Here is a 24,549-nt window from a genome sequence, read left to right on the forward strand (position 1 = left end):
TACCCGGTTATTATTTCTCAGTTACAGGCAAATCGGTAATGCCCATTACGGAAACAATATTGGTATTGGGTTGTGGTTGTACCGGCTGCTGCTTTTGCATAAGGTCCATTTGACTGAACAAATTATTATACCGGCCCTTGGCATTTATGGTTTGAACCGTAAGCACTATTTGCGCGAGCCTTATAAATGCCTGCTCCCAGGTTTTGCGAACCAACTCGCCCCAGGCAGGATGTTGCTGCAGCAAAGCATTCATATTAGTTCTTGAGATATATAATATATCACAATTTTCAACGGCTTGTATATTGAACTTGGCCTGGCACTGATAGGTATAACTTTCAAGATCGGTAAAAAAGTTTCCTTCAAAAGCAAACCAGTTGGTCACAACCAGGTTATCCACCATCGTATAAATACGCAGCGATCCCTTTTCTACAAAATAATAGTTATCACAATACTGACCAACTTTTATCAGGTGACTTTCTTTTTCGAGGGTGAGCGGCTGAAACAACTGAACCATATGCTCCAATTCACTTTCCGTAGCCGAAATAGTGCGATTTATATGGTCTTTCAGCGTTTTCATTATAATATAATATTAGGACGGGGATGGCGCAACAGGCGGGATTTGCACATTTCATACAGGACCATAACCGATAAACCAAAGGTATGATTTATAATAGCTGTTGCATATAAGTAGAAATACTATTTCGGAATTAATAATTTGTTTTCCCTCATTCGTAACCCGGTTTTGGTATTTCGGCCTAAGTTTGTACCTACGCAAACATTACAAGACCAGCGGAACCTCAGGTGATACCTGGGGATTCCGCCTGGCACAAGTTCCCGGCGAAGCCGGGAACGGCTAGTGGCAAATGGTAAATGGCTAGTGGGGCTTAAATTACAAAACGCCCTGCAAGTTTTTTGCCTTCTGAAATTTGCAAATCCTATTTGCCTTTCCCCTACTCGCCACTCACCACTCGCTTTTTCCTCTATCACGTCTATCAACCTTTTAATCCCCTCCCCTGTGCGTTTTCCTGCAACCTACCTATTAACTGTATTACCGCTATCAACTCTATCATCTCTATAAACTTTTCAACCTCCTTGTTAACTTGTCAACCTGTTAACCTGTCAACTTTATACTCACCCCAACCACTACGCTAAAATACTTTTGCAAAACAGTACCAATAACATAACACACCCTTCACATTCTGGTAACACCGAAAGTTTCCCTTTGCAATCTTTCCAAAATTTTAATGCACCACCCTTACCTATCCTTAACGGAGCTGTGCCAGCATTTTAAAAATTAAATTTATAAAGGTTCACTGACCCGAATCTTGTAACACCAAACATTTAATCATGAGAAAAAAAATCATGCGTTTTTTTTGTTTTTCGCTTGCCCAAAAAACATCTTTATCACTACTAACTGCATGGTTACTTTTACTTGCTGTACCAGCACTGGCCTTTCAGCAACAAGACAAAACAATTAAAGGAAAAGTTACAGATGATAATAAAGCACCACTGGCCAATGTAAGCGTAAGCGTACAGGGCAGTAACAATTCGGTAATGACCGATGCAGAAGGAAACTTCACCATAACCGTTCCTTCAAACAAAGCCATCCTGCTGTTTTCTTCCATTGGTTATGGCAACAAAGAAGTTTCGGTTGGCAACCAAACAACCTTAAAAATTACACTTACGCTCGCCTCAAAACAATTGAGCGATGTAGTGGTAACCGGTTATGGCCGTTCAAGCAAAAAGACCATCACCGGTGCGGTTACCAGCATCAGCAACGAAAACTTTAACCAGGTGGTAACAGGTTCACCAACTCAATTACTGCAAGGTAAAGTGCCTGGCTTGAACGTTGCTCACAGCGGTGACCCCAACAAAAAGCCCGATGTAATTCTGCGCGGCCCCTCTACTTTGCGCGATGGCGCCAATGAGCCCTTTTATGTTATTGATGGTGTACCCGGCGCTGCGCTGGAGCTGGTAGCGCCAACCGATATCGTTTCAATTGATGTATTGAAAGATGCTTCTTCAACCGCCATTTATGGTTCACGTGCCGCCAACGGTGTTATTATGATCACTACCCGCCGGGCAAAACAAGGCCAGAATATATTGACCTATAACCCATATGTGGCCTTTGAAAAAGTGTCAAACGAAATAGACATGCTGAGCGCCGGTGAACTAAAAGATTATCTGTCGCGAAACGGGCAAACGTTAATGTCGCAATACAACGATAGCGGCGCTAATGTAAACTGGCAAAAAGAAGTAATGCGCCCTACCGGTGTTTCGCATAACCATAATATAGCCATCAACGGTTCGCAGGGCAGTACGTTATATGGCGCCAGCTTAAACTATTTCGATAACCAGGGTATAGTTAAGAACTCGAGATTGAAACGTGTTGTTGCCCGGGGTAACCTCGAAAGCAAGTTCTTTAATGAACGCCTGAAACTGGGTATTTCATTAACCAACAGCACCACCAAACACAATGATGTTGACCAGGGCGCCCTGTTCAACAACATGCTTACCTATATGCCAACAGTAAACATTCGTCGCCCCGATGGTACATTCACAGAAGATTTCAGCCGCGGCGGATATTTAAACCCGGTAGGTATTCTTGCCAATAATACATTAAAAAGCAAGGAAGAAAAAACATTGTTGACCGGTTTGGCCGAAGTAAAGATCGTGAAAGGGTTGATCTATACCCTTAGCATTTCAGGCCAAAAAGAAGCAACCATTCGCGATATTTATTATGGTGCCCTGTCGGGTCAGGCAGTAGGCGCCAGCGGCCGCGCATACCGCAGCAACTTTGAGAACACCAAACAGGTGGTTGAATCTTATTTCAACTACGACCAGTCATTCGGCCAGCACAATATTAAATTACTGGGTGGTTATTCGTTCCAACAGGACCGTATTGGCGATGGCTTTGGAATTTCAACACAGGGCTATACCAACGACCTGCTTACATATTACAACTTTGCAGTAAGTAACCCTTATACGGTTGGTAATGTAAGATTTGATAACGCCATTATTTCTACCCTTCGGTTGATCTCTTTTTATGGCCGTGTTAATTACCAGTTTGCCGATAAATATTTATTCCAGGCTTCGTTACGTAAAGATGGATCATCGGCTTTTGGTAAGAACAATCGCTGGGGTTATTTCCCTGCCGTATCTGCCGGCTGGCGCATTACACAGGAAGCATTCATGGCCGATCAAAAGATCTTCAATGAGCTGAAGTTAAGGGCCGGTTACGGTGTTTCGGGTAACTCACAGGGTTTTGATGCATTTACTTCTATTGTACGATATGGCCAAAGTGGGAAGTTCTACCTGAATGGCAATTACCAAACCGGCTTATTACCCGTGCAAAATGAAAATGCCGATCTTAAATGGGAAAGTACAGCCATGACCAACCTGGGTCTCGACTTCGCCATACTGAATAACAAAGTGAGCGGTTCTATTGACTATTACATTAAAAATACGTCTGACCTGATTTATAATTACCCCGTACCAACCGCTCAGTTCTTTGTAAACACCATGACCGCCAACGTGGGTAAAGTAAAAAATACCGGTATTGAACTTACCCTTACCGCAACGCCTGTTTCAACAAAAGGTTTTACCTGGACCACCTCGGCCAACCTGGCGCATAATAAGAACGAAGTAACTTCGCTTTCGAATGATAAATTCCCTGCGTTAACATCTATACCAACCTCTTACCTGGGTGGTAAAGGACAAACAAACGTATGGAGCCAGGTTATTATGGAAGGCCAGCCGCTGGGAACCTTCAGCCTGTGGCATTATGTAGGTAAAAACGATCAGGGTGTAAGTACCTTCCTTACTGCCGATGGAAAAGTAATTGCCAGCCAGCCATCAACCTCAGACCTCATGATTGCCGGAAACGCACAGCCGAAACTGATCTTTGGCTGGAACAACAGCTTTACCTATAAGAATTTTGACCTGAACTTCTTCTTAAGAGGTGTAACCGGTAACAAGGTCCTGAACAACACCCTGGCCCAGTTAAACAACCCGGCCGATTCAAAAACGCTGAACATTCCAACATTTACACTGGGTGAAGCATACAAAGACAATGTGGCCTACCTCACATCAGACCGTTTCCTGGAAGATGGCACTTACATCCGCATGGATAATGCCACCCTGGGCTATTCGCTGAAAACAAAGATCAAAGGCATAAACAAAATGCGCTTTTATCTTTCAACCAGCAACCTGTTTACTATAACCAATTATCGTGGTATCGATCCTGAGATCAGCATCACCGGCACGCAGCCAGGTATAGATGCCAAGAACTTCTATCCAAAAACAAGATCGTTCATCATTGGCGCCAACTTTATGTTCTAGCCAAATACATTTTAATATAATCAAGTAAACGATATCAAAAATAAAATTACCAGTATGAAGAAGATATTGATCGCATTAGCAGCTATCACAACAATAGCAGGTGCGTGTACCAAACTGGATGTTACACCCGAATCGCAATATACAGAGAACAACTTTCCTAAAACCGCTGGCGACTTTCAGGCGCTTATTGGGCCCATATATACTCAGCTGGCCAGCAAATATGCCATTGAATATTTTAGAATGCAGGAGCTTACCACCGATGAGCTGATACTCCCCGGCCGCGATGGTAACTACGACGATGGAGGCCAGTACCGCCAACACCACAATCATACCTATACACCAGACCACGTGAATGTAAAAGATGTTTGGGAATGGGGCTTTGGCGCCATCAATACCTGCAACCGCGTATTGAGTAATATTGCCAATTCAACAATGGCCGAAACGGATCCATCACGTATAAGCTCAGTGGCAGAAGTAAAAGCCATGCGCGCCCTGTTCTATTACTTTATGATGGATATTTACGGCAATGTACCTATTGTTGACACTTTTCCTGTGAAAGACCTTCCAAAAACGAAACCGAGGGCCGAAGTGTTTCAGTTTATAGAAAAAGAATTGAAAGCCATCGTAAAGAACCTGCCGGTAAAAAATGCAACCAACCCTATTGCAACCTATGGCCACCCAACCCAGGGAATGGTGTATGCCTTACTGGCCAAAATGTACCTCAATGCAAAAGTGTATACCGGTGCCGAAAGAAACAATGAAACGGTAGCCATGTGCGATAGTGTAATTGCATCAAAGCGTTATTCACTCGATCCTGTTTATGCCGATGTATTTGCTCCGGACAATGGCCCGGCCACTACAGAAACTATTTTTGCCATTCCTTACGATCCGCTGTTGCTCGATGGTAACCAGTTTACCCGCCATGGTATTATGGCTTACCTGTGGCCTAAGTATGGTGTACCTAATAACCTGAGTATTTCAATGAGTGCTACCGGCGAATTTTATAACCTCTTTAATTTACCCGGTGACGATAGAAATGCAACCTGGTTAATAGGTAAACAATATAACCTCGATAGTACACCGTTTACCATAAAGCTACCTAAAACCGATCTCGATGCCAGCTATACCGGCCCTAAAGGCGATACCGTATGGCAACTGGAGATCACCAAAGACATCAAAATGACCGGTAAAAAACCTTTTGATGTTGGTAACGATTACCTGGCCCGTTGCATGGGTGTACGTTCTATTAAATACTACCCCGACAGGGCAACTACCGCTGCTACCCGTATGAGCGGTAACGATATGCCCATTTTCAGATTGGCCGATATTTATTTAATGAAAGCCGAAGCTATTGTTCGCGGCGCTGCAGCAACAACAGTGAACGGAGAAGCACAAACCGCCCTGGTTCTATTAAATAAAGTACGCGCCCGGGCAAAAGCGCCATTAGCGACAACCGTAGATTTGGATATGCTCTTAAATGAGCGCGCCCGTGAGTTGTATTGGGAAAACTGGCGCCGGAACGACCTTATTCGTTTCGACAAATTTGAAACAGAATATCCTATCCCCGGCGATGTAGCTACATCTGGCTACACGCCTGGTATGAATAAAGATACCCGTAGAAGAATATTCCCTATTCCAACTTCAGAAAGAAAACTGAACGTAAACCTGGAGCAAAACCCCGGCTATTAATTACAGACCCTAAGACGACTACTTTCACGAGTCCCCTTTTGCCGGCTGGCGGCAGGGGACTTGTTCGTTTTTACCGGGGTCGGGCAGGCTTTTGCTTCGTATTTTGTTATGGTCAACTTCGTACCAAGTCCGTACTAAGTCCGTACCAAGTCCGTACCAAGTCCGTGGTTTTAACGTACTTGGTACTCTTTTTATACGTTAATCGTACGTTTTTAAGACGAACCAGGCCATAAGAAAGATGGTACCAAACCCTATACAGCTTTTGCTTATCTTCAGCCCTTAACCCGTTTCAGCATGTTTTCAGCCGACCTGCGCCAGCACAACAGCAGCCGTTCAACCGAGATCATCGCCGGTATTTCGTCGTTCCTGGCTACCTCTTATATTATTGTGGTAAACCCATCGGTGCTGAGCCAGGCCGGTATGCCCTTTAGCGGGGTGTTAACGGCTACTGTGCTTGTGGCATTTTTCAGCAGCCTAATGATGGGCTGGTATGCCAAGAACCCGGTGCTGGTAGCGCCCGGTATGGGTCTCAATGCCTTTTTTACTTTTTCGGCAGTAATTGGTATGAAGGTTCCCTGGCCGGTAGCATTGGGCGCCGTGTTCTGGAGCGGAGTTATTTTTTTAATCCTCTCGGCCTTTAATATCCGAACATATATTGTACGCGCTATACCCCGCCCTTTGCGTTACGCCATTGCCGCAGGTATTGGTTTATTTATCACACTTATTGGTTTTGTAAATGCCGGTTTTATTGTGCATAACCCGGCCACCATTGTAGGCATTGGAAAACTACAACCTGCGCTGTTGACGTTTTTGGCGGGTTTGTTATTTACTGCCGTACTGGTAACCAGGCATGTAAAAGGCGCTATTTTGATTGGCATCATATTCACCACAGTTGCTGCCATTCCCCTGGGCCGCTTGTGGGCTACAGGTGCACCGCCATTAATTGGCTGGAAGGGATTGATAGCCGCGCCAGACTTCAGTCTTGTATTAAAACTCGACCTGGTAAACTCCCTTAAATGGAGTGTAGTACCCGCGATCTTTGCCTTTGTATTTACCGATATGTTCGATAGCCTGTCAACATTGGTTGGCTTATCGGAAGCCGCCAACCTGCTCGATGAAAATGGCGAACCGCGCAATATAAAACGGGCATTGGTAACCGATGCCGTGGCTACCACTATTGCCGGACTGGTGGGTTCAAGCCCAGGTACAGCATATATTGAATCGGCAGTGGGTATTAAAGAGGGGGGTAGAACCGGGCTCACGGCCATTATCGGCGCGCTATTATTTTTACCCTTTTTATTTTTAGCGCCCCTGTTATCGATGGTGCCCGCCATTGCTACTGCACCAGCCCTGGTGCTGGTAGGTGAATTTATGGTTCAACCCGTTACAAAAATTAACTGGACACAATTAGATGAAGCCATTCCCGCCTTCCTCGCTATGGTCATTATTCCCTTCTCTTATAGTATAACGCAAGGCATTATATGGGGTTTCCTTAGCTGGACGGCTATTAAATTCATCACCGGCAAAAGAAATGATATTAGTATTGCTTTGCTAGTTATTGATGCGTTTGCAATCTTAGCGTTGGTACTTGAGTAGTTATTCAGTTGTTCAGTTTGTAGGTGGAGTCTGCATGTTTCACGTTTAAGCGAGGCCATGAACTTCGACAACCATTGCCGATTGCCGATTCACGATTGCCGGCAGTTTTCTCACGTTTGCCGTTTCACGACTTATAACCACAACGCTTTACAACTTGTAAGATGTGACATCTAAACGAGATGGATACTTCTTTCAAAATAAATACCTACTATTTTGGTAGACTTATAAAAACGGCGTAATCTTGTAGCATCAATTAATTTCTATTGGTATAACCGGAACCCTATTCCGGAAACTGTGCTTTTACCGGCACTTAATAATTTGTAATGCATATAGCGAAGCATACCATACATGTCTGTTGTTGTTGTATTATCTTCTGCTGCTGATAACCCCGCGGTTGCATTGCCTGTTCATGTTACTATACCAATTTTGGTTAACACCAACACTTCACTTCAAATAAATAATATAATGTTTCAGAATACATCGTGATGACATTGTTCACTCGAACATGCGCCTGAAGAAAGGGGCATGACAAGACGGGAAAAAAATGGCCGGAAACTGTTACAGCAGCTCCGGCCTGGCAAATAAAACGCTTAATGATTTCACCAAACCGGCTATTACCAGCTGGGATGATCTCTTTTTTTATTCACCAAAACAAAGATAATGAAGAAGGTGTACTACTTACCAATCTTCGTTCTTCAAACTGCTTTTTTTAACACCGCACTGGCACAAACCTCGCGGGATTCAGTTCCTGAAAAAGTACAAAAAGGGCCAGTACAGAACATCACCTTCAGCGGCAAGGTGCTCGACGAAAAAAGCCGCACACCATTAACCGGAGCCACCGTACATATTGCCGGCACTACCCATCAGGTATTAACGGGCAACAAAGGCGAATTTGACTTTCTTACCGGCCAACGCTTACCGGTAACATTAGAGATCAGCTATGTGGGTTATGCTACCCGTGTAATTACTGTTTCAGAAAAATATTCCGAAATAACCCTCTATGAAAAAAATGCACACCTCGATGAAGTGGTAGTAACAGCTGTGGGCATCAAACGTTCGGCCAAGGCGCTTAGTTATAGCCTTTCAGAAGTAAAGGGTAAAGAACTGGTGCAGGCCCGCGAAGCAAATGTCGTAGCGGCGCTTAGCGGAAAAATAGCCGGTGTGCAAATTAACAATTCGGGCGGCTCACCTGGCGGTTCTTCTTCTGTAAAGATCCGCGGCAATAGCTCATTGCTTGGTAACAACGCTCCCCTGTTTATTCTGGATGGTATTCCTGTTGATAATTCCATACAGGACATTCTTCCCTCCATCACCAACAGCGTTTCGCTGGCTACACCTTCAAATCGCGCCATTGATATCAATAGCGCCGATATTGCCAGCATTACGGTGCTAAAAGGCCCTGCCGCAGCAGCCTTATATGGCATCAGGGCATCAAATGGAGCTGTGGTGATAAATACAAAACGCGGCAGCGCACTTACCAATAAAAAAATATCGGTTACCTATAATGGTTCTTTTACCGTTGACAAAATCAATCGCCGCACACAGCCCCGCCAAACACAATTTAGTAATGGCTTAGGTGGTAGTTATATTTTGCCTGGCGTTACCGGCTCCGATGAGAACTGGGGCGCCCTGCTCGATACGCTTACCTATAGCAATCAGGCAAGCAACTTCGACAAAAATGGCGTAATTGTCGGCAAAAGCAGCGTGCTCTCCAATGGCATACCTGTTAACCGCTATAACAACGTCGATAATTTTTTTGTGAACGGTTATACTACCGACAACAACATCAGCTTATATGGTAATACCGGAAATGCCGGTTATTATTTCTCATATGGCAATCTTAAACAAACCGGTATTATTCCCACCACAGATTTTTACCGTCATACATTCCGCTTTAATGGCGATTACACGGTGAACGATAAATTAAAATTATCGGGTGGTTTGAATTATATACAGGATGGCGCCAACAACCGCGCCCTGATGGGTGGTTTTAATACCAATGTAATGCGCGCCCTTATTAATTCGGCCGTAAACTTTGACATTACCAATGGATACAATGAACCGTGGCGGCATGCCGAATCATATAAATTGCCTGCCACTTCGGCCAAACCCTGGGGCGACAGCCGCTCCTACGCCAATGGAATTGGATGGGACAATCCATACTGGTCGTTAAACATGAACCCCCAGAACGATCAGCTGAACCGCTTTATCACTTTTGCCGAAGCCAATTATGACATTAACAGCTGGCTGAAAGCAACCGCACGATATGGTTTGGATAATTATACCGATGTAAGAAAAGGCGCCTGGAGCCGCGGTACCTCAGGTGTTGCCACCGGTACCATTAACGATGTAAACTTTTACCGCCGCGATAATAACCTCGATGTATTGCTTTCATCGCAACACCGCCTTACCAATGATATTGACCTGAACCTGATAGCAGGTTACAACTATTACAACTCTTACAAGAACCAGGTGAATACCCGGGGCGATGGGTTGACCATTGCCGGTAACTTTAATATAGGAAATGCAGCCTCCGTGCAAGCCGTTAACCAAACCATTAAAAAGAAACTGGTGGCGGGTTATGCCGACATCAAACTCGATTATCAGAAATGGTTATACCTGGAGCTTACCGGGCGCAATGAGTGGACGAGCACATTAGCCAAAGGAAAGAATTCCTTCTTTTATCCATCTATAGGTACCAGTTTCATTTTTACCGATGCATTACACCTGAATGGTGGTGCATTGAACTTTGGTAAAGTGCGCGCCACTTATGCCCAGGTAGGTAATGATGCCGACCCATATTCTTTGAACACTTATTATACCACCACAAGCACAGGCGGGTGGATACAAAGTGGTCTCAGCTTTCCGTTCAATGGCCAGCAGGGACTTAGCTATAGCACTACCATTGGAAATGCCAACCTGAAACCTGAAAGAATAAACACCTACGAACTGGGCACAGAATTACATTTCCTGAACAGCCGCACCATACTCGATGCGGTGTATTATAACAATACCAGTAAAGACCAGATCATTCCGGTTTCATTACCAGGTTCTACAGGTGCACAATACACGCTCATTAATGCAGGTAGTATAACCAACCACGGTATAGAAGCCACGTTGCAACAATACTTTTTGAAAAAGAAAAAAATTACCTGGAGCGCAACTGCCATTTTTAGTAAGAACATAAGCAAAGTGAACTATATCACCGATGCCATTACCAATGTAAGCCTTGGTGGCATTTGGATGGAAGCCCGCGGCCAGGCCGGTGATCCATATGGTGTGTTTTATGGCATAGATGTAAAAAGAACAGCCGATGGAAAAGTAGTGATTGACGATGATGCCAGCAGCAGCAATTATGGTTACCCGGTAGTGAATACCGAATTCACCAAAATAGGCGATCCCAATCCTGATTTCAATATAGGCTTGAGAAATGAATTCAAATCGGGCCCCTTTACCCTTTCCTTTTTATTAGATGGTCGATTTGGGTTCGATATCTTCAATGCTCCCCGTTTACAAATGGTGTTTAATGGCGTTGACGCCAGCACTGTTGACCGCGGCTCTACCACCGTGTTCGATGGCGTTACTGCCAGCAAGGGTGAACCCAATACCATTCAGGCGGTTTTGTCGCAAGCATGGTATCGTAAAACATTCAGCGTGCAAGGGCTGTATGTTGAAAAAGACCTGTACTGGTTAAAGTTGAAAGATGTTAACCTTACGTATGAACTGCCGGCCAAACTTATTAAGCCGGCCAGGATCTCAGCAGCCAGTATTACCCTTACCGCCCGTAACTTTATATTAAGCACTAACTACACCGGTATGGACCCAGACCTGGGCACGCGTAATGGTCTTTCCAACTTCTCTGGTATCGACTTCTGGACAACACCCAATACCCACAGCGTGGGGGTGGCATTAAACATTACTTTCTAAAAGGAAAAATATGATCATGATGAACATACGTTTTAATCATCTTGTAAAAATTGGTTTTATTGGCAGCTGGCTGGTGTCAATAACATCGTGCAACCTGAGCAAGACCAATATTAATCCCAACGCTTCTTCAGACGTATCATTAAGCGCGGTATTGACCGGCGCCGAAGTATCGTTAGGTTTTACAACCGGCATCAATGCCGGGTTGCTTACCAATATATATACACAGCAGGCATCAGGCGCCAATGGCGATGCCGCGCCATTTGATAATTACACAACATCGCCCGGGTATTTTAACACCACCTGGTTAACGTATTATACCAATGTGCTTACCAACCTGAAGATCATTCAACAAACAGCCAGCACACAGCAGTTGCCATATTATAGTGGTATTGCAAGAGTGTTAACAGCTTTCTCGTATGGTACATTGACCGATATTTTTGGGAATGTTCCATTCAAAGAAGCCTTGTATGGCAACGGCATTACCAACCCGGTATATGATAACCAGGAAGACATTTACCCTGCCTTACAATCGCAGCTCGATTCGGCAATTACGGAATTGTCGCAACCGGTATCGGCCAACCTGGGCGCCACTCCATCGGGCGATGATGTAATATTCAAAGGCGTTATAAGCAGTTGGATAGCTACGGCATATACCCTCAAAGCACGTTATGCCATTCACCTGAGCAAAGTAAATGCTACCGATGCGGCGCAAAAGGTATTGTCGTACCTGTACAATGGTTCAACCTGGCGTGGTATACAAAGCAACATTACCGATGCGCAGGTGGTATTTGGTTCTTCTACAACCAACGCCAATCCTTTTTATCAGCAAAACACAAATCGCCCGGGTTGGATAGGTTTAGGCGCTTCATTTGTAAACCTGTTAAATGGTAATAAAGTCACCGATGCCAATACCAAAGCAGAGGGTACTTATGTTGATCCGCGTCGTGCCTATTTTGCTACTAACTATCCTACCGGCAGCACCACCTACCAGGGAAGCGTAGCCGGTGTACCGGGCGCTTATTCACGTATTGGTTCTTTTTATGGCGTTGCAACTGCTCCGGTTATACTGGTCAGCTATTCAGAAGCAAAGTTTCTGGAAGCCGAAGCCCGCATATTATTAAACGCCGCTGACCCCAAAGCACAAACGGCATTGGAAGCTGCCGTACGGGCCTCGTTCAGTAAAGTGATCAGCAACAGCAGCGACCCTTATGCTACGCCACAAAAGCAAACCGATTATATAGCTGCAAAAGCAACACTTACCGGCACAGCAGCCAATGATATTGAAACCATCATTACCCAAAAATACATTGCGTTGTTTCTGCAACCCGAAGTATGGAACGATTACCGGCGCACCGGTTATCCGGCTATTCCGCTTGCACAAAATGCAACACACAGCGCCAATCCGAACGGACAGATCCCACGCCGTATTCCTTATCCACAAAATGAAACTTCGTTAAATAAGAATACACCGGCAGGGTCTACGTACCAGTCGCCGCGTCTTTGGTGGGATAGGTAGCATAATGTGCTAATGTGATAATTAGCTAATGTGATAATGGAATACAGTTGACGAGTTGACTGGGGAGGGGGCCAATTGCCGATTCACGATTCACGATTGCCGATTTAAAAAACAATTTTCAAAATGCAGAAACATATTTTCATAGGATTATTAACATCATCAATAACATTTCAAGTTCTTGCCCAGCATAGTCCCGCACAACCATTTGCCGGTAAAGCAGGTAAAACACTGGCAGAAACAACACCGGGTAATAAACCATTCAACCCGGCGGCTTCAAAGAATGCACCTAATATTGTTTACATTCTGTTGGATGATGTTGGCTTTGGCGCCAGCAGCACCTTTGGCGGTTTGGTTGAAACCCCAACATTCGACAGCCTGGCCAATAACGGAATAAGATACACTAACTTTCATACAACAGCTATATGCTCCCCTACCCGCGCATCACTATTAACCGGCCGTAATCATCATTCAGTAAACGTAAACACGGTTGTTGATCTGGCAGTTGATGCACCCGGTCATAATGGCTATATGCCGTTTGAAAAAGCCACCATTGCAGAAATAGCACGGGAGAATGGTTATAACACATTCGCTGTTGGTAAATGGCATGTAACCCCTACACCCGACCTAACCGGCGCGGGCCCGTTCAACCGTTGGCCCACAGGCCGCGGGTTCGATAAGTTCTATGGCTTTATGGCTGGTGAAACCGATCAGTATACACCCATGCTGTGGGAGAATACTTCTAAAATTGAACCCGACCTGCAAGGCAAACACCTCACAACCGTTCTGGTTGATAAAGCTATTGAATACATTGCCAGTCAAAAATCTGCCGCACCTGAAAAACCTTTCCTGCTGTATCTCACTCCCGGTGCAACGCATGGTCCGCACCAGGTAGATAAACAATGGATCGATAAATACAAAGGCCGTTTTGATGGTGGCTGGGATAAATACCGCGAAGAAGTGCTGGCCCGTCAAAAGAAACTGGGTATTGTTCCCGCCAATACAACACTGCCCGTACGTAATACCGGCGTAAAAGCATGGGATTCGCTTAGTGCTATTGAGAAGAAGGTGTTTGCCCGTTTCTTTGAAGCATATGCCGGCTTTCTATCGCACACCGATTATGAAATTGGCCGTTTGATCAGCTTTCTTAAAAACATCAACCAGCTTAACAACACATTGGTAGTGCTCATCATTGGCGACAATGGCGCCAGTAAGGAAGGCGGTTTAACGGGGCATGCTTATGGTATTAATGAGTATATCGATGGCAGCCTCTTCTCCGAAAAATATGAAGACCGTATTCAGGAGATCGCAAAACTGTACGACGATATTGGTTCTTCCAAAACGGGTCCTAATTACCCGGCCGGCTGGGCGCAGGCAGCCAATACGCCATTCCGTTATTTAAAACAGGATGCCAATAGCGAAGGCGGCACCCGCAACCCGTTAATTCTTTTCTACCCCAATGGTATTAAAGAAAAAGGCATCCGCACCCAATACTCGCATATCAACAGCGTAACGCCTACGGCTATAGATATTGCGCACCTTACCGTTCCCGAAGTGATCAATGGTTACAAACAGGAGCCGTTGGAAGGAGTAAGCCTTGCTTATACCCTTACCGATGCCAAAGCAGCCGGTCAACATCATATACAATATTATGAGATCAGTGGCAGCCGCGCCATTTATAAAGATGGCTGGAAAGCGGAGGTATACCACCAAACCGGAACTTCTTTCGCCAATGATAAATGGGAATTATACAACCTTAATGAAGATTTTAACGAACAGAAAAACCTTGCTGCCAGTGAGCCCGATAAATTAAAAGAACTACAGGCATTGTTCGAAAGAGAAGCACAAAAATACAACCTGTATCCTTTGCTTGGCGACACCACTGCACGCAGCTTTCAAAAGTTAACCAGGGGCCCCTTCGATGTTCGGCGCCAGGCTATACTGTATCCTGGTGTTACGCAACTGCCTACACGTTCGGCCCCGGTATTGTATCAACATTCATTTAGTATAGCAGCCGATGTAGAGATCGCCAATGATAATACCGAAGGCGTGCTGCTCGCTGTTGGCGGCCGCTTTACCGGTTTCAGCTTTTTTGTTCAGCAAGGAAAATTAAAAGTGGCCCATAATAACAATGGCAAGCTGGTATATTTTGAAACAACCCAGTCATTACCAAAAGGCAAAGCCACATTACGTTACGATCTTAATTATGTACGCGCTCAAAACGCTACTGATAATGCCGGTACCGAATCCATTTATGTAAACGACATAAAGATCGCTGAACGCGCTATTACAAAGGCCGATGCCACCATCATCCCTTACGATGAAGGGCTCGACGTTGGTAAAGACAATGGTTCACCGGTGGCGCCCGTGTATAAATCGCCATTCGTATTCACCGGTCAGTTGAACAAAGTGACTGTTACACATAATTCATTACCATAAACCATTTACTATGACAACAGGAGATTTTATTATCCTATCAAAGAAGATCGCCGTTGGCATTTTGATCTTTTTGATACCACTGCTCATTATTGCCGGAGGCATCTGGCTGGCCAGTAACTATATAATTCAACATTAATCAAATAATTTAATATGAAACAAACACCAACACTTGCGCAAAAGATATCACGCGATGCGTTGATCAGTGTTTTTATTTACGCATTGCCTGCCACACTGATGTTCCTTACATTTTATTTTACGGGCAGCCATCCGTGGCAACATCATGGCGATGCAGCACTACCTTTCAAAATGCCACATTTCCTCGAAGCGATCTTCAAGAACCTAAGCACCTGGGGTCTGCCGCTTATTATGGTTGTATTGGGTGTTATTGAATTTGCAGCAGGTTTATACGAAAACAAATGGACCAAAAACGAACGGATCCTGGATATAGTAAGTTTTATAGCGCCTAAGATCCTCATCCGCCCGCTCATTGCTTATTTTGGCTTATTGATATTACCGGTTATTTTACCTGACGGTAAAAATGCCTTTGCCTGGATACCTTTCTGGTGGGGCTTTTTTATAATTGCCATTGCCGATGACTTAACCCAGTACTGGTACCACCGCTTACATCACCAGTTGCCGTTCTTATGGCGTTTTCATCGTACGCATCATTCAGCGCCATATATGGGTATGGCCATGGCCAGCAGGCAGAATATTATTTATACCATCTTCTTTTCGCAGATCTATTTAACTACTTCACTTACCTACCTGGGACTTGGTTATTCTGCGCTGTTTGTTACTGGCATAAAATCATTGATCACCACCGGTGCACATTCAAGCATTCCGTGGGATAAACCTTTTTATACCATCAAATGGTTAAAACCTATTGGCTGGGTGCTGGAGCGGCTTATATCAACACCCGCCACCCATCATGCACATCATGCCGATACTACCGATGATGGTGTAGGTCATTATAAAGGCAACTTTGGTAATATGTTCTTTTTGTGGGATGTGATCTTTAAAACAGGTATCATAACCCGTCAATACCCAAAATCGTATGGACTAAAGCATTATAAAGAAGAAGAATGGTATGCACAATTTATGTGGCCCATATTCAAATCGAAGAAAGAAGGCAGTGAACTAGCAGCCAACGGGCCAGAGGTTGGAGATGAAATAACTGAAGTAACCTTAAAACCAAAAGCCGAAAGCCTTCTTAGTTCTTAGTAATAATTTTCAGTTATTCAGTTCGTAAGTTATTCAGTTGGTCAGTTGATTACAATAACTTACTAACTGAATAACTCAATAACTTTTGCTTGTAAGCTCTTTGTTATGATATCCACTTTTACTGACATTGGCACGCTTTTTTAATAGTAGTGGCCGTTAAACAAAACATGGATATTCAGTAAATATGAACTAGCTTTTTAATACAGATAATTAATAATATCATAAACATCTTTTAACACTACAGTGATTAGAGATCATTTATTTCAAACCATTAAAATAATTATATGAGCACATTTACTGCCCGGGTTGAATTACATAATGCAAACGCAACTGATTATAACAACTTATATGCTGAAATGAAGCAGGAATCACTGGTTGCAGCGGGCACCAAAGCCGAATCCGGGAATGTTGAATTTAAGAGCAATGATAGATTATCTATCAAAGATGTGATCGATGCAGTAGTTCGTGCAGCCTCTAAAACAGGTAAGAAGTTTTCATTTACTGTGATGAAAGATAAAAACCTGGATAAACTGGAAAGCAGAATGCGCTATCACTTGCAACATTAGTATTTTTTCCTTGTTAGAATACTTTCTATTAAGTGCATCATTATACCAATAAGATGCAGAAGTAAGCGGTACGAAGTACGAAGAGCCCGACATTCGGGCTCTTCGTATAAATTCAGAAGTCCTACTTCTTATTTCCTACTTCCTACCTCTTACCTCCTACTTCTCTCCCCTATATTCGGCAAACTTCTACACATCAAAATGGGGAAAGAATTGTGGATTGCGGAATTCACAGCTACGAAACCGGTTTCGTTAATGTTTAAGCTTGCATTTTGGCGGGGAGTAAAATTGGTTATACCTTGACGCGCGTAACCCATTTGGTATGACAACCGCAAACAAGCTATGCTAAAACGAGAAAGAATTGCCAGGCCCTACAGCTTTATGCTCCTAATGATAATGCTGCTGCCCTTTACGATTGCCGCCCAACTAAACACCCAGGCCTCCAAAGCGCTTATTCAGCGCATATTGCCCAAAAACGCTACCCATTTTATTGTAGAATCAATTGCAGCCGAAAACGATAAAGACATTTTTGAAGTAGAAAGCCGCTCCGGTAAAATTGTATTGCGTGGCAATAATGGCACCTCTGTAGCCTCTGCTTTATATCATTATCTTACCGAATACGCTCACTGCCAAATAACCTGGAATGGCACTAACCTTAATCTTCCCGCCAGCCTTCCGGTGGTAAAAGAAAAAGTACACAAGGCTACTCCATACACCTATCGCTATTATCTTAATTATTGCACCTTCAATTACAGTATGAGCTGGTGGGACTGGGACCGGTGGCAAAAAGAAATTGACTGGATGGCCCTGCATGGTATCAACATGCCGCTGGCCATTACTGGTGAAGAATATACCTGGTACGTTGTATATAAAGAAATGGGCTTTAGCGATGAGGAGCTGAAAGACTTCTTTAGCGGCCCGGCATACTTTGGCTGGTTTTGGATGGGTAACCTCGACGCCTGGGGAGGCCCGCTGCCATTGAGCTGGATGAAAAGTCATAAAGTACTTCAGGAAAAGATATTGCAACGCGAAAGAGAACTGGGTATGAAACCTGTATTACCTGCCTTTACGGGTCACGTACCACCAGCTTTTAAAAAGAAATACCCCAACGCCAAACTAAAAGCCACCAACTGGACGAATGGTTTTGCCGACACCTATATTCTCGATTCGGAAGATCCATTGTTCGCAGAAATTGGAAAGAAGTTCCTGCAAAAACAAACACAGTTATTTGGTACCGATCACCTGTATTCAGCAGATACCTTTAATGAGAACGAACCGCCTTCAGATGACCCAACTTTTTTATCGGCCCTAAGCGCACGTATTTATGAGGGAATGAAGCAGGCCGATACCGCCGCCACCTGGGTAATGCAAGGCTGGTTATTTTATAGCGATAGAAAATTCTGGAAAGCGCCACAAATAGAAGCATTGCTAAAAGCAGTGCCCGGCGATAAAATGTTGTTGCTCGACCTGGCCGCAGAAATAGAACCTGTATGGAAACGTACAAACGCATTTTACGACAAGCCGTGGATCTGGAATATGTTGCACAATTTTGGTGGCAATGTAAACCTCTTTGGCCGTATGGACGGCATAGCTACCGGCCCGGCCGATGCATTGAACGATAAAACATCGGGCAAAATGTGGGGCATTGGGTTAACCATGGAAGCCATTGAACAAAACCCCGTGATGTATGAACTAATGACACAACACACCTGGCAAACAGAACCTATTGCACTGGATGCCTGGATACCCAAATATGTGTTGAACCGTTACGCTGCCAACAGCACCGACCTGGTGAATGCCTGGCAGGTACTACGGCAAACAGTTTACAATGGGAAAGAAATACGTGATGGCGCCGAATCAATTGTTACCGGCCGCCCAACGTTTGACTCCACTACCATTTGGACACGAACCAAACTCAATTACGATCGCCGCGCATTATTACCGGCCTGGGACCTGTTTATACAGTCGGCCGGCAAAGGCATAAATACCGATGGCTTCCAATACGATCTGGTTGACATAACCCGCCAGGTACTGGCCAACTATGCCGGACCGTTACAAAAGAAATGGGTAGCTGCTTATAAAGAAAAAGATACTGCTGCCTTTAATAAATACAGCAAAGCATTTATACAACTCATAAGTGATATGGATGTATTGCTTGCCACCCGTAAAGATTTTATGCTGGGCCCCTGGTTATCTACCGCCCGCAGCCATGGCACCACGCCTGCAGAAAAAGCATTGTATGAGCAGAACGCCCGTGACCTTATCACTTTGTGGGGCGATGCTAATAGTCCCCTGCATGAATACTCAAACCGCCAATGGAGCGGATTGCTGAATGATTTCTACAAACCACGCTGGCAACAATTCTTTGCCATGTTGCAGCAATCTTTACGCACCGGCGCCGAGCCCGATCTAAAGCAATTTGAGGCAACCATTAAGGATTGGGAATGGAAATGGGTGAAAATGCAGAAGGCGTTTCCGGTTGAACCGGTTGGTAATAGCGTTGCTGTTTCGTTACAGATGTATAAGAAGTACAGGAAAGAAGTTGAATAGTTAGAATCACAATAGTTCATTTTAATACAGGTTCACCTAATTAAATCTATACACTACTCCAGGTAACCACCGTCCAAACTGATATTGTGGAACAAACGTAAGCGTATTCTTATTTTTGGCAGTGGCGGCTTGTTCAGATTTTAATTTTGCATAGCGGTGATAATTATTTACCACCTGACGGCCAATTAAATGGCCAAGGACACCACCAATTAACACATCTGAAGCCCAGTGTTTATTTTCTGTTATACGGCTTAAACCAATAACAGATGCAGCGCTATAAGCTGCTATCTTCACAAGCGGCCGGTCGCTATACTCCATAGCATATACCGTTGCAGCAGCAAAGGCAAGGGTTGTATGTCCTGAAGGGAATGATGTATAAGAATAGCTATTGGGTTTATTACCGTTCGCATCTTTTTTAAACTGATAGAACGGGCCATGCCAGGTGGGGCTATTTGAATTTGTTTCAGGATTATAATAATATGGCCTTTGCCGGCCCGATAAAAACTTGGCAGCCTCAAAGATCACTGCAGAAGTTATATATGCCTGTGTTGCCAGCAAGGTGGTGGTCTTTATCTTTTCATTCTTGAACGCCCAGCCATATACGCCCAGGGCTGCCAGCGTATATACTTCATAGGGCCCGCCAAAGCGGGTAACATACTTACTGGTATTTACCAGCGTAGTACTTTTCTGCCGCCAGTCCACTGCGTTTTTACTTATGGGAACGTCAAGCAACAATACAGCACCGGTGGCAGCTACAACTGCTGCTGTACGGTACCATAAACGTGGTTTTGCATGAAAAGGCGAAGTGACCTGTTGTTTTAGATCATGCGCCAATAAACCAAAGTAAACGGGGAATGTTATCCTTGTTTTTTGATTGTAGAATTCCTTCCTTATACTGTCCTTGTTCTCTCTTTTTAGTGGCGGAGGCAGTCTGCTCAGGCTATCCATTCTTCTCCATATATCCTTTTGTGCCTGGGTAGTAATGGTTAACGATAACAGCAGCAACCATAAAGTACCATATCTATATCTGCAGCCCATACATATACAAATGGTGTGAATATTGGTAACCTAAAAAAGCATTAAAAAATTATGCCATAGGTTTTCACGCCAGGTATAAGCTACAGTCTAAATCTGAATAAATATTGAAGCTATGCTTTCAAACTTCTTACAATTCCCAATTCAAGTCCACGTAATTCTGCCAGCCCGCGCAAACGTCCAATGGCACTATAACCGGGATAGGTAGTCTTTTTTAGATCATCGAGCATCTGGTGGCCATGATCGGGCCGCATAGGCAGCGTAATACCTCTCCGTTGCATTACCAGCACCAGTTCTTTTATTACGGCATACATATCTACATCACCGGTAAGATGATCGGCCTCATAAAAATTACCCTGCCCGTCTCGCTTAGTGCTACGCAGATGTATAAAATGTATATGATCGCCGTAACGTTGTACCATACCTGGCAGATCGTTATCGGGCCTAACACCCAACGAACCTGTACAATAACACAATCCATTTGCTTTTGAAGGCACCGCCTGCAACATATCTTTTACATCCTGCTCGGTACTCATAATACGCGGCAATCCCAATACAGGGTATGGCGGATCATCGGGGTGTATGGCCATTTGCAAACCACACTCCTCTGCTACCGGTACTACCTGTTGTAAAAAGTAGATCAAATGGGCTTTCAGCTTTTGAGCATCAATATGATGATAGGTGGTTAAAGCAGCCAGCACCTGTTCTTTGGTAAATGGTACATCACTACCCGGTAAACCCAGCAGCGCATTGCGATACAGCGTTTCCTTTTTTTGTGGCTTTATGGTATTGAGGTATACCCTTGCTTCATCGAGCTCTTCTTTTGTATATTCTTTTTCTGCGCCCGGCCTTTCAAGCATAAATACATCAAAGGCAACAAAGGCCAGCCTTTCGAAGAAAAGGGCCTTACTGCCGTCGGGCATTTCATAATCGATATCTGTACGTACCCAATCGAGTATGGGCATGAAATTATAGGTGATCACTTTCAGTCCGCAGGCAGCCACATTACGCATGCTTTGCTTATAGTTTGCTATGTACTGTTGATAGTTGCCGGTTTGCTTCTTAATATCTTCATGCACCGGCAGGCTTTCAATGACCGTCCAGCTCATGCCGGCCGCTTCAATCATTGCCTTACGCTTGTTGATCTCTTCTATAGTCCATACATCACCAACAGGTATATGGTGCAGTGCAGTAACAACACCTGTACATCCTGCCTGCCGTATATGTTGTAAAGGAACGGGATCATTTGGCCCAAACCAACGCATTGTATATTCCATAGTAAAATATTGAATGTCGAATATTGAATGTTGAATGTTGAAGTTAATACAGGTTACCAACTATCTGTCCTAAATGGCGAGGCCGGTAAACTTTCTTTATTATACAAGTTAGCACCTTCCGGATTATCGGCCCAGGCATAACGAACGGCTACGGGTTGCGGCACCTTATCGCTCCATACAATTACATTTTTACCCTCAATGGCAGCCTTTGCCCATACAAATTTTTTATCGTCGCCTGCAATGGCAAAATATTTCAACTCACCACCGCCTTTCGCAATTAAACCGCTGCCGGTGTTGCTGAACGTAAGAATTATTTTATTGCCCATGATCTTCGATGACGCTAATAGCGGACCGGAATACACTACTTTATTATCGCCATCATTTCTTTGCGCCCAAAGCGCCAGCCGTTTACCTACATCTTCTTTATTCAACGGATGAATATCATTCCATTCACCTATATCACTTATTACGGCCATGCCGGTATTGGGTAATGACAATGTTTTTAATTGCGCTTCACGGGTCATAGCCCAACTGCTTTCACCGGGCACCTCTTTTGTTTGCATATAATTAGCCAGCTGAACAAACAGGAATGGAAAATTGCCCTGTTTCCATTGCTGCCGCCAGGTAGTTATTACAGCCGGAAATAAAGTACGATACTCTACAGGCCGGCCCGCATTACTTTCGCCCTGGTACCAGATAACGCCTTTTATACTATAGTTCAACATAGGTGCTATCATTGCATTGAACAAACCTGTTGGCTGGTATTGAAAAAAAGTTTGCGGGGGTAATGGCGGCGCTGTTGTTCCCAATGCAAAACGCCATTCACCGGTAAGATCGATCACTTCATTGTCTGATACCAATTGATAAGGTTTGTCGGCAATAAATCCACCGCGGCCAACACTATTTATCACTCTTACTACAATTGTATTCTTACCGGGTTGTAACATGCCCGCTGGTAATTCATATCGCCGTGGGGGATACTGATAGCCAACCGTTCCCGCAAAGCGGCCATTTACAAATACCGAGTCCTGGTCAACAATTCTACCCAATAATAATTTCACCGGTTTACCAGTCATAGAAGCAGGCACTTCAATATCTTTTCTAAACCAAACCACTCCATTTGCTTTTAAACCGTGCTCATCCCAATAACCAGGTATGGGCATAGTAGCCCAACTGCTAACATCATAGGTGGGGTTGTACCAGGGTTTTGATTCATGTAATCCTTTATCATTCGCCCAAATGGTTTGATACCAGTTATCGCGAAACTGCCGTTCCGCATTTCTAATACTGTCTATATAACCATCTCGTTTGTATTTAGCCAATACCTCCAGGTGTTTGGGAAACGGTTTTAAAGCATCGGCATTTAACCAGGCTTCGGCGGGCGAACCGCCTACACTGGCTTTTATTAAACCAATGGGTATTTTATTTTTTTCATACAGGCTTTTGGCAAAGAAATAACCCACCGCTGTAAACTGTAAAACGGTTTGTGGATTAGCTGCCACCCAGCTACCCGACTCAAAATCTGTTCTTGCTTTTTGAAACTCAAAAGTGGTAGCTACATTAAACTGTCTGATGGCCGGGTTGGTTGATTGAGCTATTACTGCTGCGTATTTCTCCTTTACCCGTTCCATGGGCAGCTCCATATTCGATTGCCCCGAACACACCCACACATCACCAATCAAAATATTCTTTATAGTTATTTGATTACTGCCTCTGATCTCCATATCGTACGGCCCGCCCGACTTTTGCGCAGAAAGCGTCACCCGCCAGGTGCTGTCGGCGCCGGCAGTTGCGGAGTAAGTATTATTATTAAAAAGTACACTTACCTTTTCACCCACAGCGGCCCAACCCCAAATGGTTAATTTGGCATTACGCTGCAACACCATGTTGTCGCTGATCAAGCGAGGGAGACGTATTTGAGCAACGATGGTAGTGTATAAGAAAATTGAAATTAATATGGCAAATATGCGGATCATAGTTTATGTTTCATGTTGCAGGTTCCAGGTTGCAGGTTAGTTTTTTGATTTAATTTAAGATACTCATTCTAAGTTACTGTTACCTGTTGCCGGGGTCTATATTCCGGGGCCACCGATTTTCCGTAACAGTTCACAGTTCATTGTTCACAGTTCACAGTGTTTTAGTCTATGTAGTTCCCTGAAACTTGAAACATGTAACCTGCAACAGTTTTCTGAAACCGGAACCCGGTAACTGGTAACTTCTTTTCTAACCGTACAGTTCACAGTGTAAGTTTTAGGCTATGTATTTCCCTGCAACTTGAAACCTGAAACTTGTAACAGTTTTCTGTATTTCCCGGAAACCGGAACCCGGTAACTGGTAACTTCTCTTCAACTCCAACTTCCCAACATTTTCAACACGCTAATCAATACTGATAATCAAC

14 protein-coding genes are annotated in these 24,549 nt (G+C 44.2%); 10 read left to right on the forward strand and 4 right to left on the reverse strand.

Annotated elements, in window-relative coordinates:
* Window positions 1-10 precede the first annotated feature (10 nt).
* Window positions 11-577 (reverse strand): Crp/Fnr family transcriptional regulator, encoded by a 567-nt coding sequence (locus GGD38_RS03970; RefSeq protein ID WP_375299321.1) that lies wholly within the window; start codon window positions 575-577, stop codon window positions 11-13.
* Between the two features lie 770 nt (window positions 578-1,347).
* On the opposite strand from GGD38_RS03970, the gene GGD38_RS03975 reads away from it, so the two are divergent.
* The 10 genes from GGD38_RS03975 to GGD38_RS04020 all read left to right on the forward strand — a co-directional run bounded on the left by GGD38_RS03975 (window position 1,348) and on the right by GGD38_RS04020 (window position 19,839).
* Entirely contained in the window at window positions 1,348-4,341 is a 2,994-nt protein-coding gene (locus GGD38_RS03975) for a SusC/RagA family TonB-linked outer membrane protein (protein WP_375299320.1), read from the forward strand.
* 54 nt (window positions 4,342-4,395) lie between these two features.
* The gene (locus tag GGD38_RS03980) at window positions 4,396-6,030 is read left to right on the forward strand and encodes a RagB/SusD family nutrient uptake outer membrane protein (protein WP_375299319.1); all 1,635 of its coding nucleotides are present in this window, start codon (window positions 4,396-4,398) and stop codon (window positions 6,028-6,030) included.
* Between the two features lie 294 nt (window positions 6,031-6,324).
* Complete coding sequence (locus GGD38_RS03985; protein ID WP_375299318.1) at window positions 6,325-7,626, forward strand: NCS2 family permease; 1,302 nt, start codon at window positions 6,325-6,327, stop codon at window positions 7,624-7,626.
* Between the two features lie 660 nt (window positions 7,627-8,286).
* Window positions 8,287-11,553: a SusC/RagA family TonB-linked outer membrane protein gene (locus GGD38_RS03990; RefSeq protein WP_375299317.1), complete on the forward strand. Its 3,267-nt coding sequence runs from the start codon at window positions 8,287-8,289 to the stop codon at window positions 11,551-11,553.
* A gap of 16 nt (window positions 11,554-11,569) precedes the next feature.
* The gene (locus tag GGD38_RS03995; protein WP_375299316.1) at window positions 11,570-13,069 is read left to right on the forward strand and encodes a SusD/RagB family nutrient-binding outer membrane lipoprotein; all 1,500 of its coding nucleotides are present in this window, start codon (window positions 11,570-11,572) and stop codon (window positions 13,067-13,069) included.
* A gap of 123 nt (window positions 13,070-13,192) precedes the next feature.
* Entirely contained in the window at window positions 13,193-15,505 is a 2,313-nt protein-coding gene (locus GGD38_RS04000; protein ID WP_375299315.1) for an arylsulfatase, read from the forward strand.
* A gap of 10 nt (window positions 15,506-15,515) precedes the next feature.
* Window positions 15,516-15,641 (forward strand): hypothetical protein, encoded by a 126-nt coding sequence (locus tag GGD38_RS04005; protein ID WP_375299314.1) that lies wholly within the window; start codon window positions 15,516-15,518, stop codon window positions 15,639-15,641.
* Between the two features lie 14 nt (window positions 15,642-15,655).
* Window positions 15,656-16,726: a sterol desaturase family protein gene (locus GGD38_RS04010; RefSeq protein ID WP_375299313.1), complete on the forward strand. Its 1,071-nt coding sequence runs from the start codon at window positions 15,656-15,658 to the stop codon at window positions 16,724-16,726.
* Window positions 16,727-17,010: 284 nt separating this feature from the next.
* A complete protein-coding gene (locus GGD38_RS04015) occupies window positions 17,011-17,292 on the forward strand; it encodes a hypothetical protein (RefSeq protein ID WP_375299312.1) in 282 nt (93 codons plus the stop codon).
* 339 nt (window positions 17,293-17,631) lie between these two features.
* Window positions 17,632-19,839 carry an alpha-N-acetylglucosaminidase gene (locus GGD38_RS04020; RefSeq protein WP_375303776.1) on the forward strand — a complete coding sequence of 736 codons (2,208 nt, stop codon included), beginning with the start codon at window positions 17,632-17,634 and terminating at the stop codon, window positions 19,837-19,839.
* Between the two features lie 36 nt (window positions 19,840-19,875).
* Here GGD38_RS04020 and GGD38_RS04025 read toward each other — a convergent pair whose 3' ends face one another.
* The 3 genes from GGD38_RS04025 to GGD38_RS04035 form a co-directional block, all read right to left on the reverse strand.
* A complete protein-coding gene (locus GGD38_RS04025) occupies window positions 19,876-20,877 on the reverse strand; it encodes a phosphatase PAP2 family protein (protein ID WP_375299309.1) in 1,002 nt (333 codons plus the stop codon).
* A gap of 110 nt (window positions 20,878-20,987) precedes the next feature.
* Window positions 20,988-22,151, reverse strand: coding sequence for a mannonate dehydratase (gene uxuA, locus GGD38_RS04030; RefSeq protein ID WP_375299308.1), 1,164 nt, complete (start codon window positions 22,149-22,151; stop codon window positions 20,988-20,990).
* Window positions 22,152-22,204: 53 nt separating this feature from the next.
* Window positions 22,205-24,127 (reverse strand): sialate O-acetylesterase, encoded by a 1,923-nt coding sequence (locus tag GGD38_RS04035; protein WP_375299307.1) that lies wholly within the window; start codon window positions 24,125-24,127, stop codon window positions 22,205-22,207.
* Window positions 24,128-24,549 lie beyond the last annotated feature (422 nt).

Origin of the sequence: Niastella sp. OAS944, from assembly GCA_024809215.1 — a bacterium.
GTDB lineage: Bacteria > Bacteroidota > Bacteroidia > Chitinophagales > Chitinophagaceae > Niastella.

Coding starts and splice junctions, on each gene's coding strand:
- GGD38_RS03970 (WP_375299321.1), bottom strand. CDS start 577: ATGAAAACGCTGAAAGACCATATAAATCGCACTATTTCGGCTACGGAA.
- GGD38_RS03975 (WP_375299320.1), top strand. CDS start 1,348: ATGAGAAAAAAAATCATGCGTTTTTTTTGTTTTTCGCTTGCCCAAAAA.
- GGD38_RS03980 (WP_375299319.1), top strand. CDS start 4,396: ATGAAGAAGATATTGATCGCATTAGCAGCTATCACAACAATAGCAGGT.
- GGD38_RS03985 (WP_375299318.1), top strand. CDS start 6,325: ATGTTTTCAGCCGACCTGCGCCAGCACAACAGCAGCCGTTCAACCGAG.
- GGD38_RS03990 (WP_375299317.1), top strand. CDS start 8,287: ATGAAGAAGGTGTACTACTTACCAATCTTCGTTCTTCAAACTGCTTTT.
- GGD38_RS03995 (WP_375299316.1), top strand. CDS start 11,570: ATGATGAACATACGTTTTAATCATCTTGTAAAAATTGGTTTTATTGGC.
- GGD38_RS04000 (WP_375299315.1), top strand. CDS start 13,193: ATGCAGAAACATATTTTCATAGGATTATTAACATCATCAATAACATTT.
- GGD38_RS04005 (WP_375299314.1), top strand. CDS start 15,516: ATGACAACAGGAGATTTTATTATCCTATCAAAGAAGATCGCCGTTGGC.
- GGD38_RS04010 (WP_375299313.1), top strand. CDS start 15,656: ATGAAACAAACACCAACACTTGCGCAAAAGATATCACGCGATGCGTTG.
- GGD38_RS04015 (WP_375299312.1), top strand. CDS start 17,011: ATGAGCACATTTACTGCCCGGGTTGAATTACATAATGCAAACGCAACT.
- GGD38_RS04020 (WP_375303776.1), top strand. CDS start 17,632: ATGCTAAAACGAGAAAGAATTGCCAGGCCCTACAGCTTTATGCTCCTA.
- GGD38_RS04025 (WP_375299309.1), bottom strand. CDS start 20,877: ATGGGCTGCAGATATAGATATGGTACTTTATGGTTGCTGCTGTTATCG.
- uxuA (WP_375299308.1), bottom strand. CDS start 22,151: ATGGAATATACAATGCGTTGGTTTGGGCCAAATGATCCCGTTCCTTTA.
- GGD38_RS04035 (WP_375299307.1), bottom strand. CDS start 24,127: ATGATCCGCATATTTGCCATATTAATTTCAATTTTCTTATACACTACC.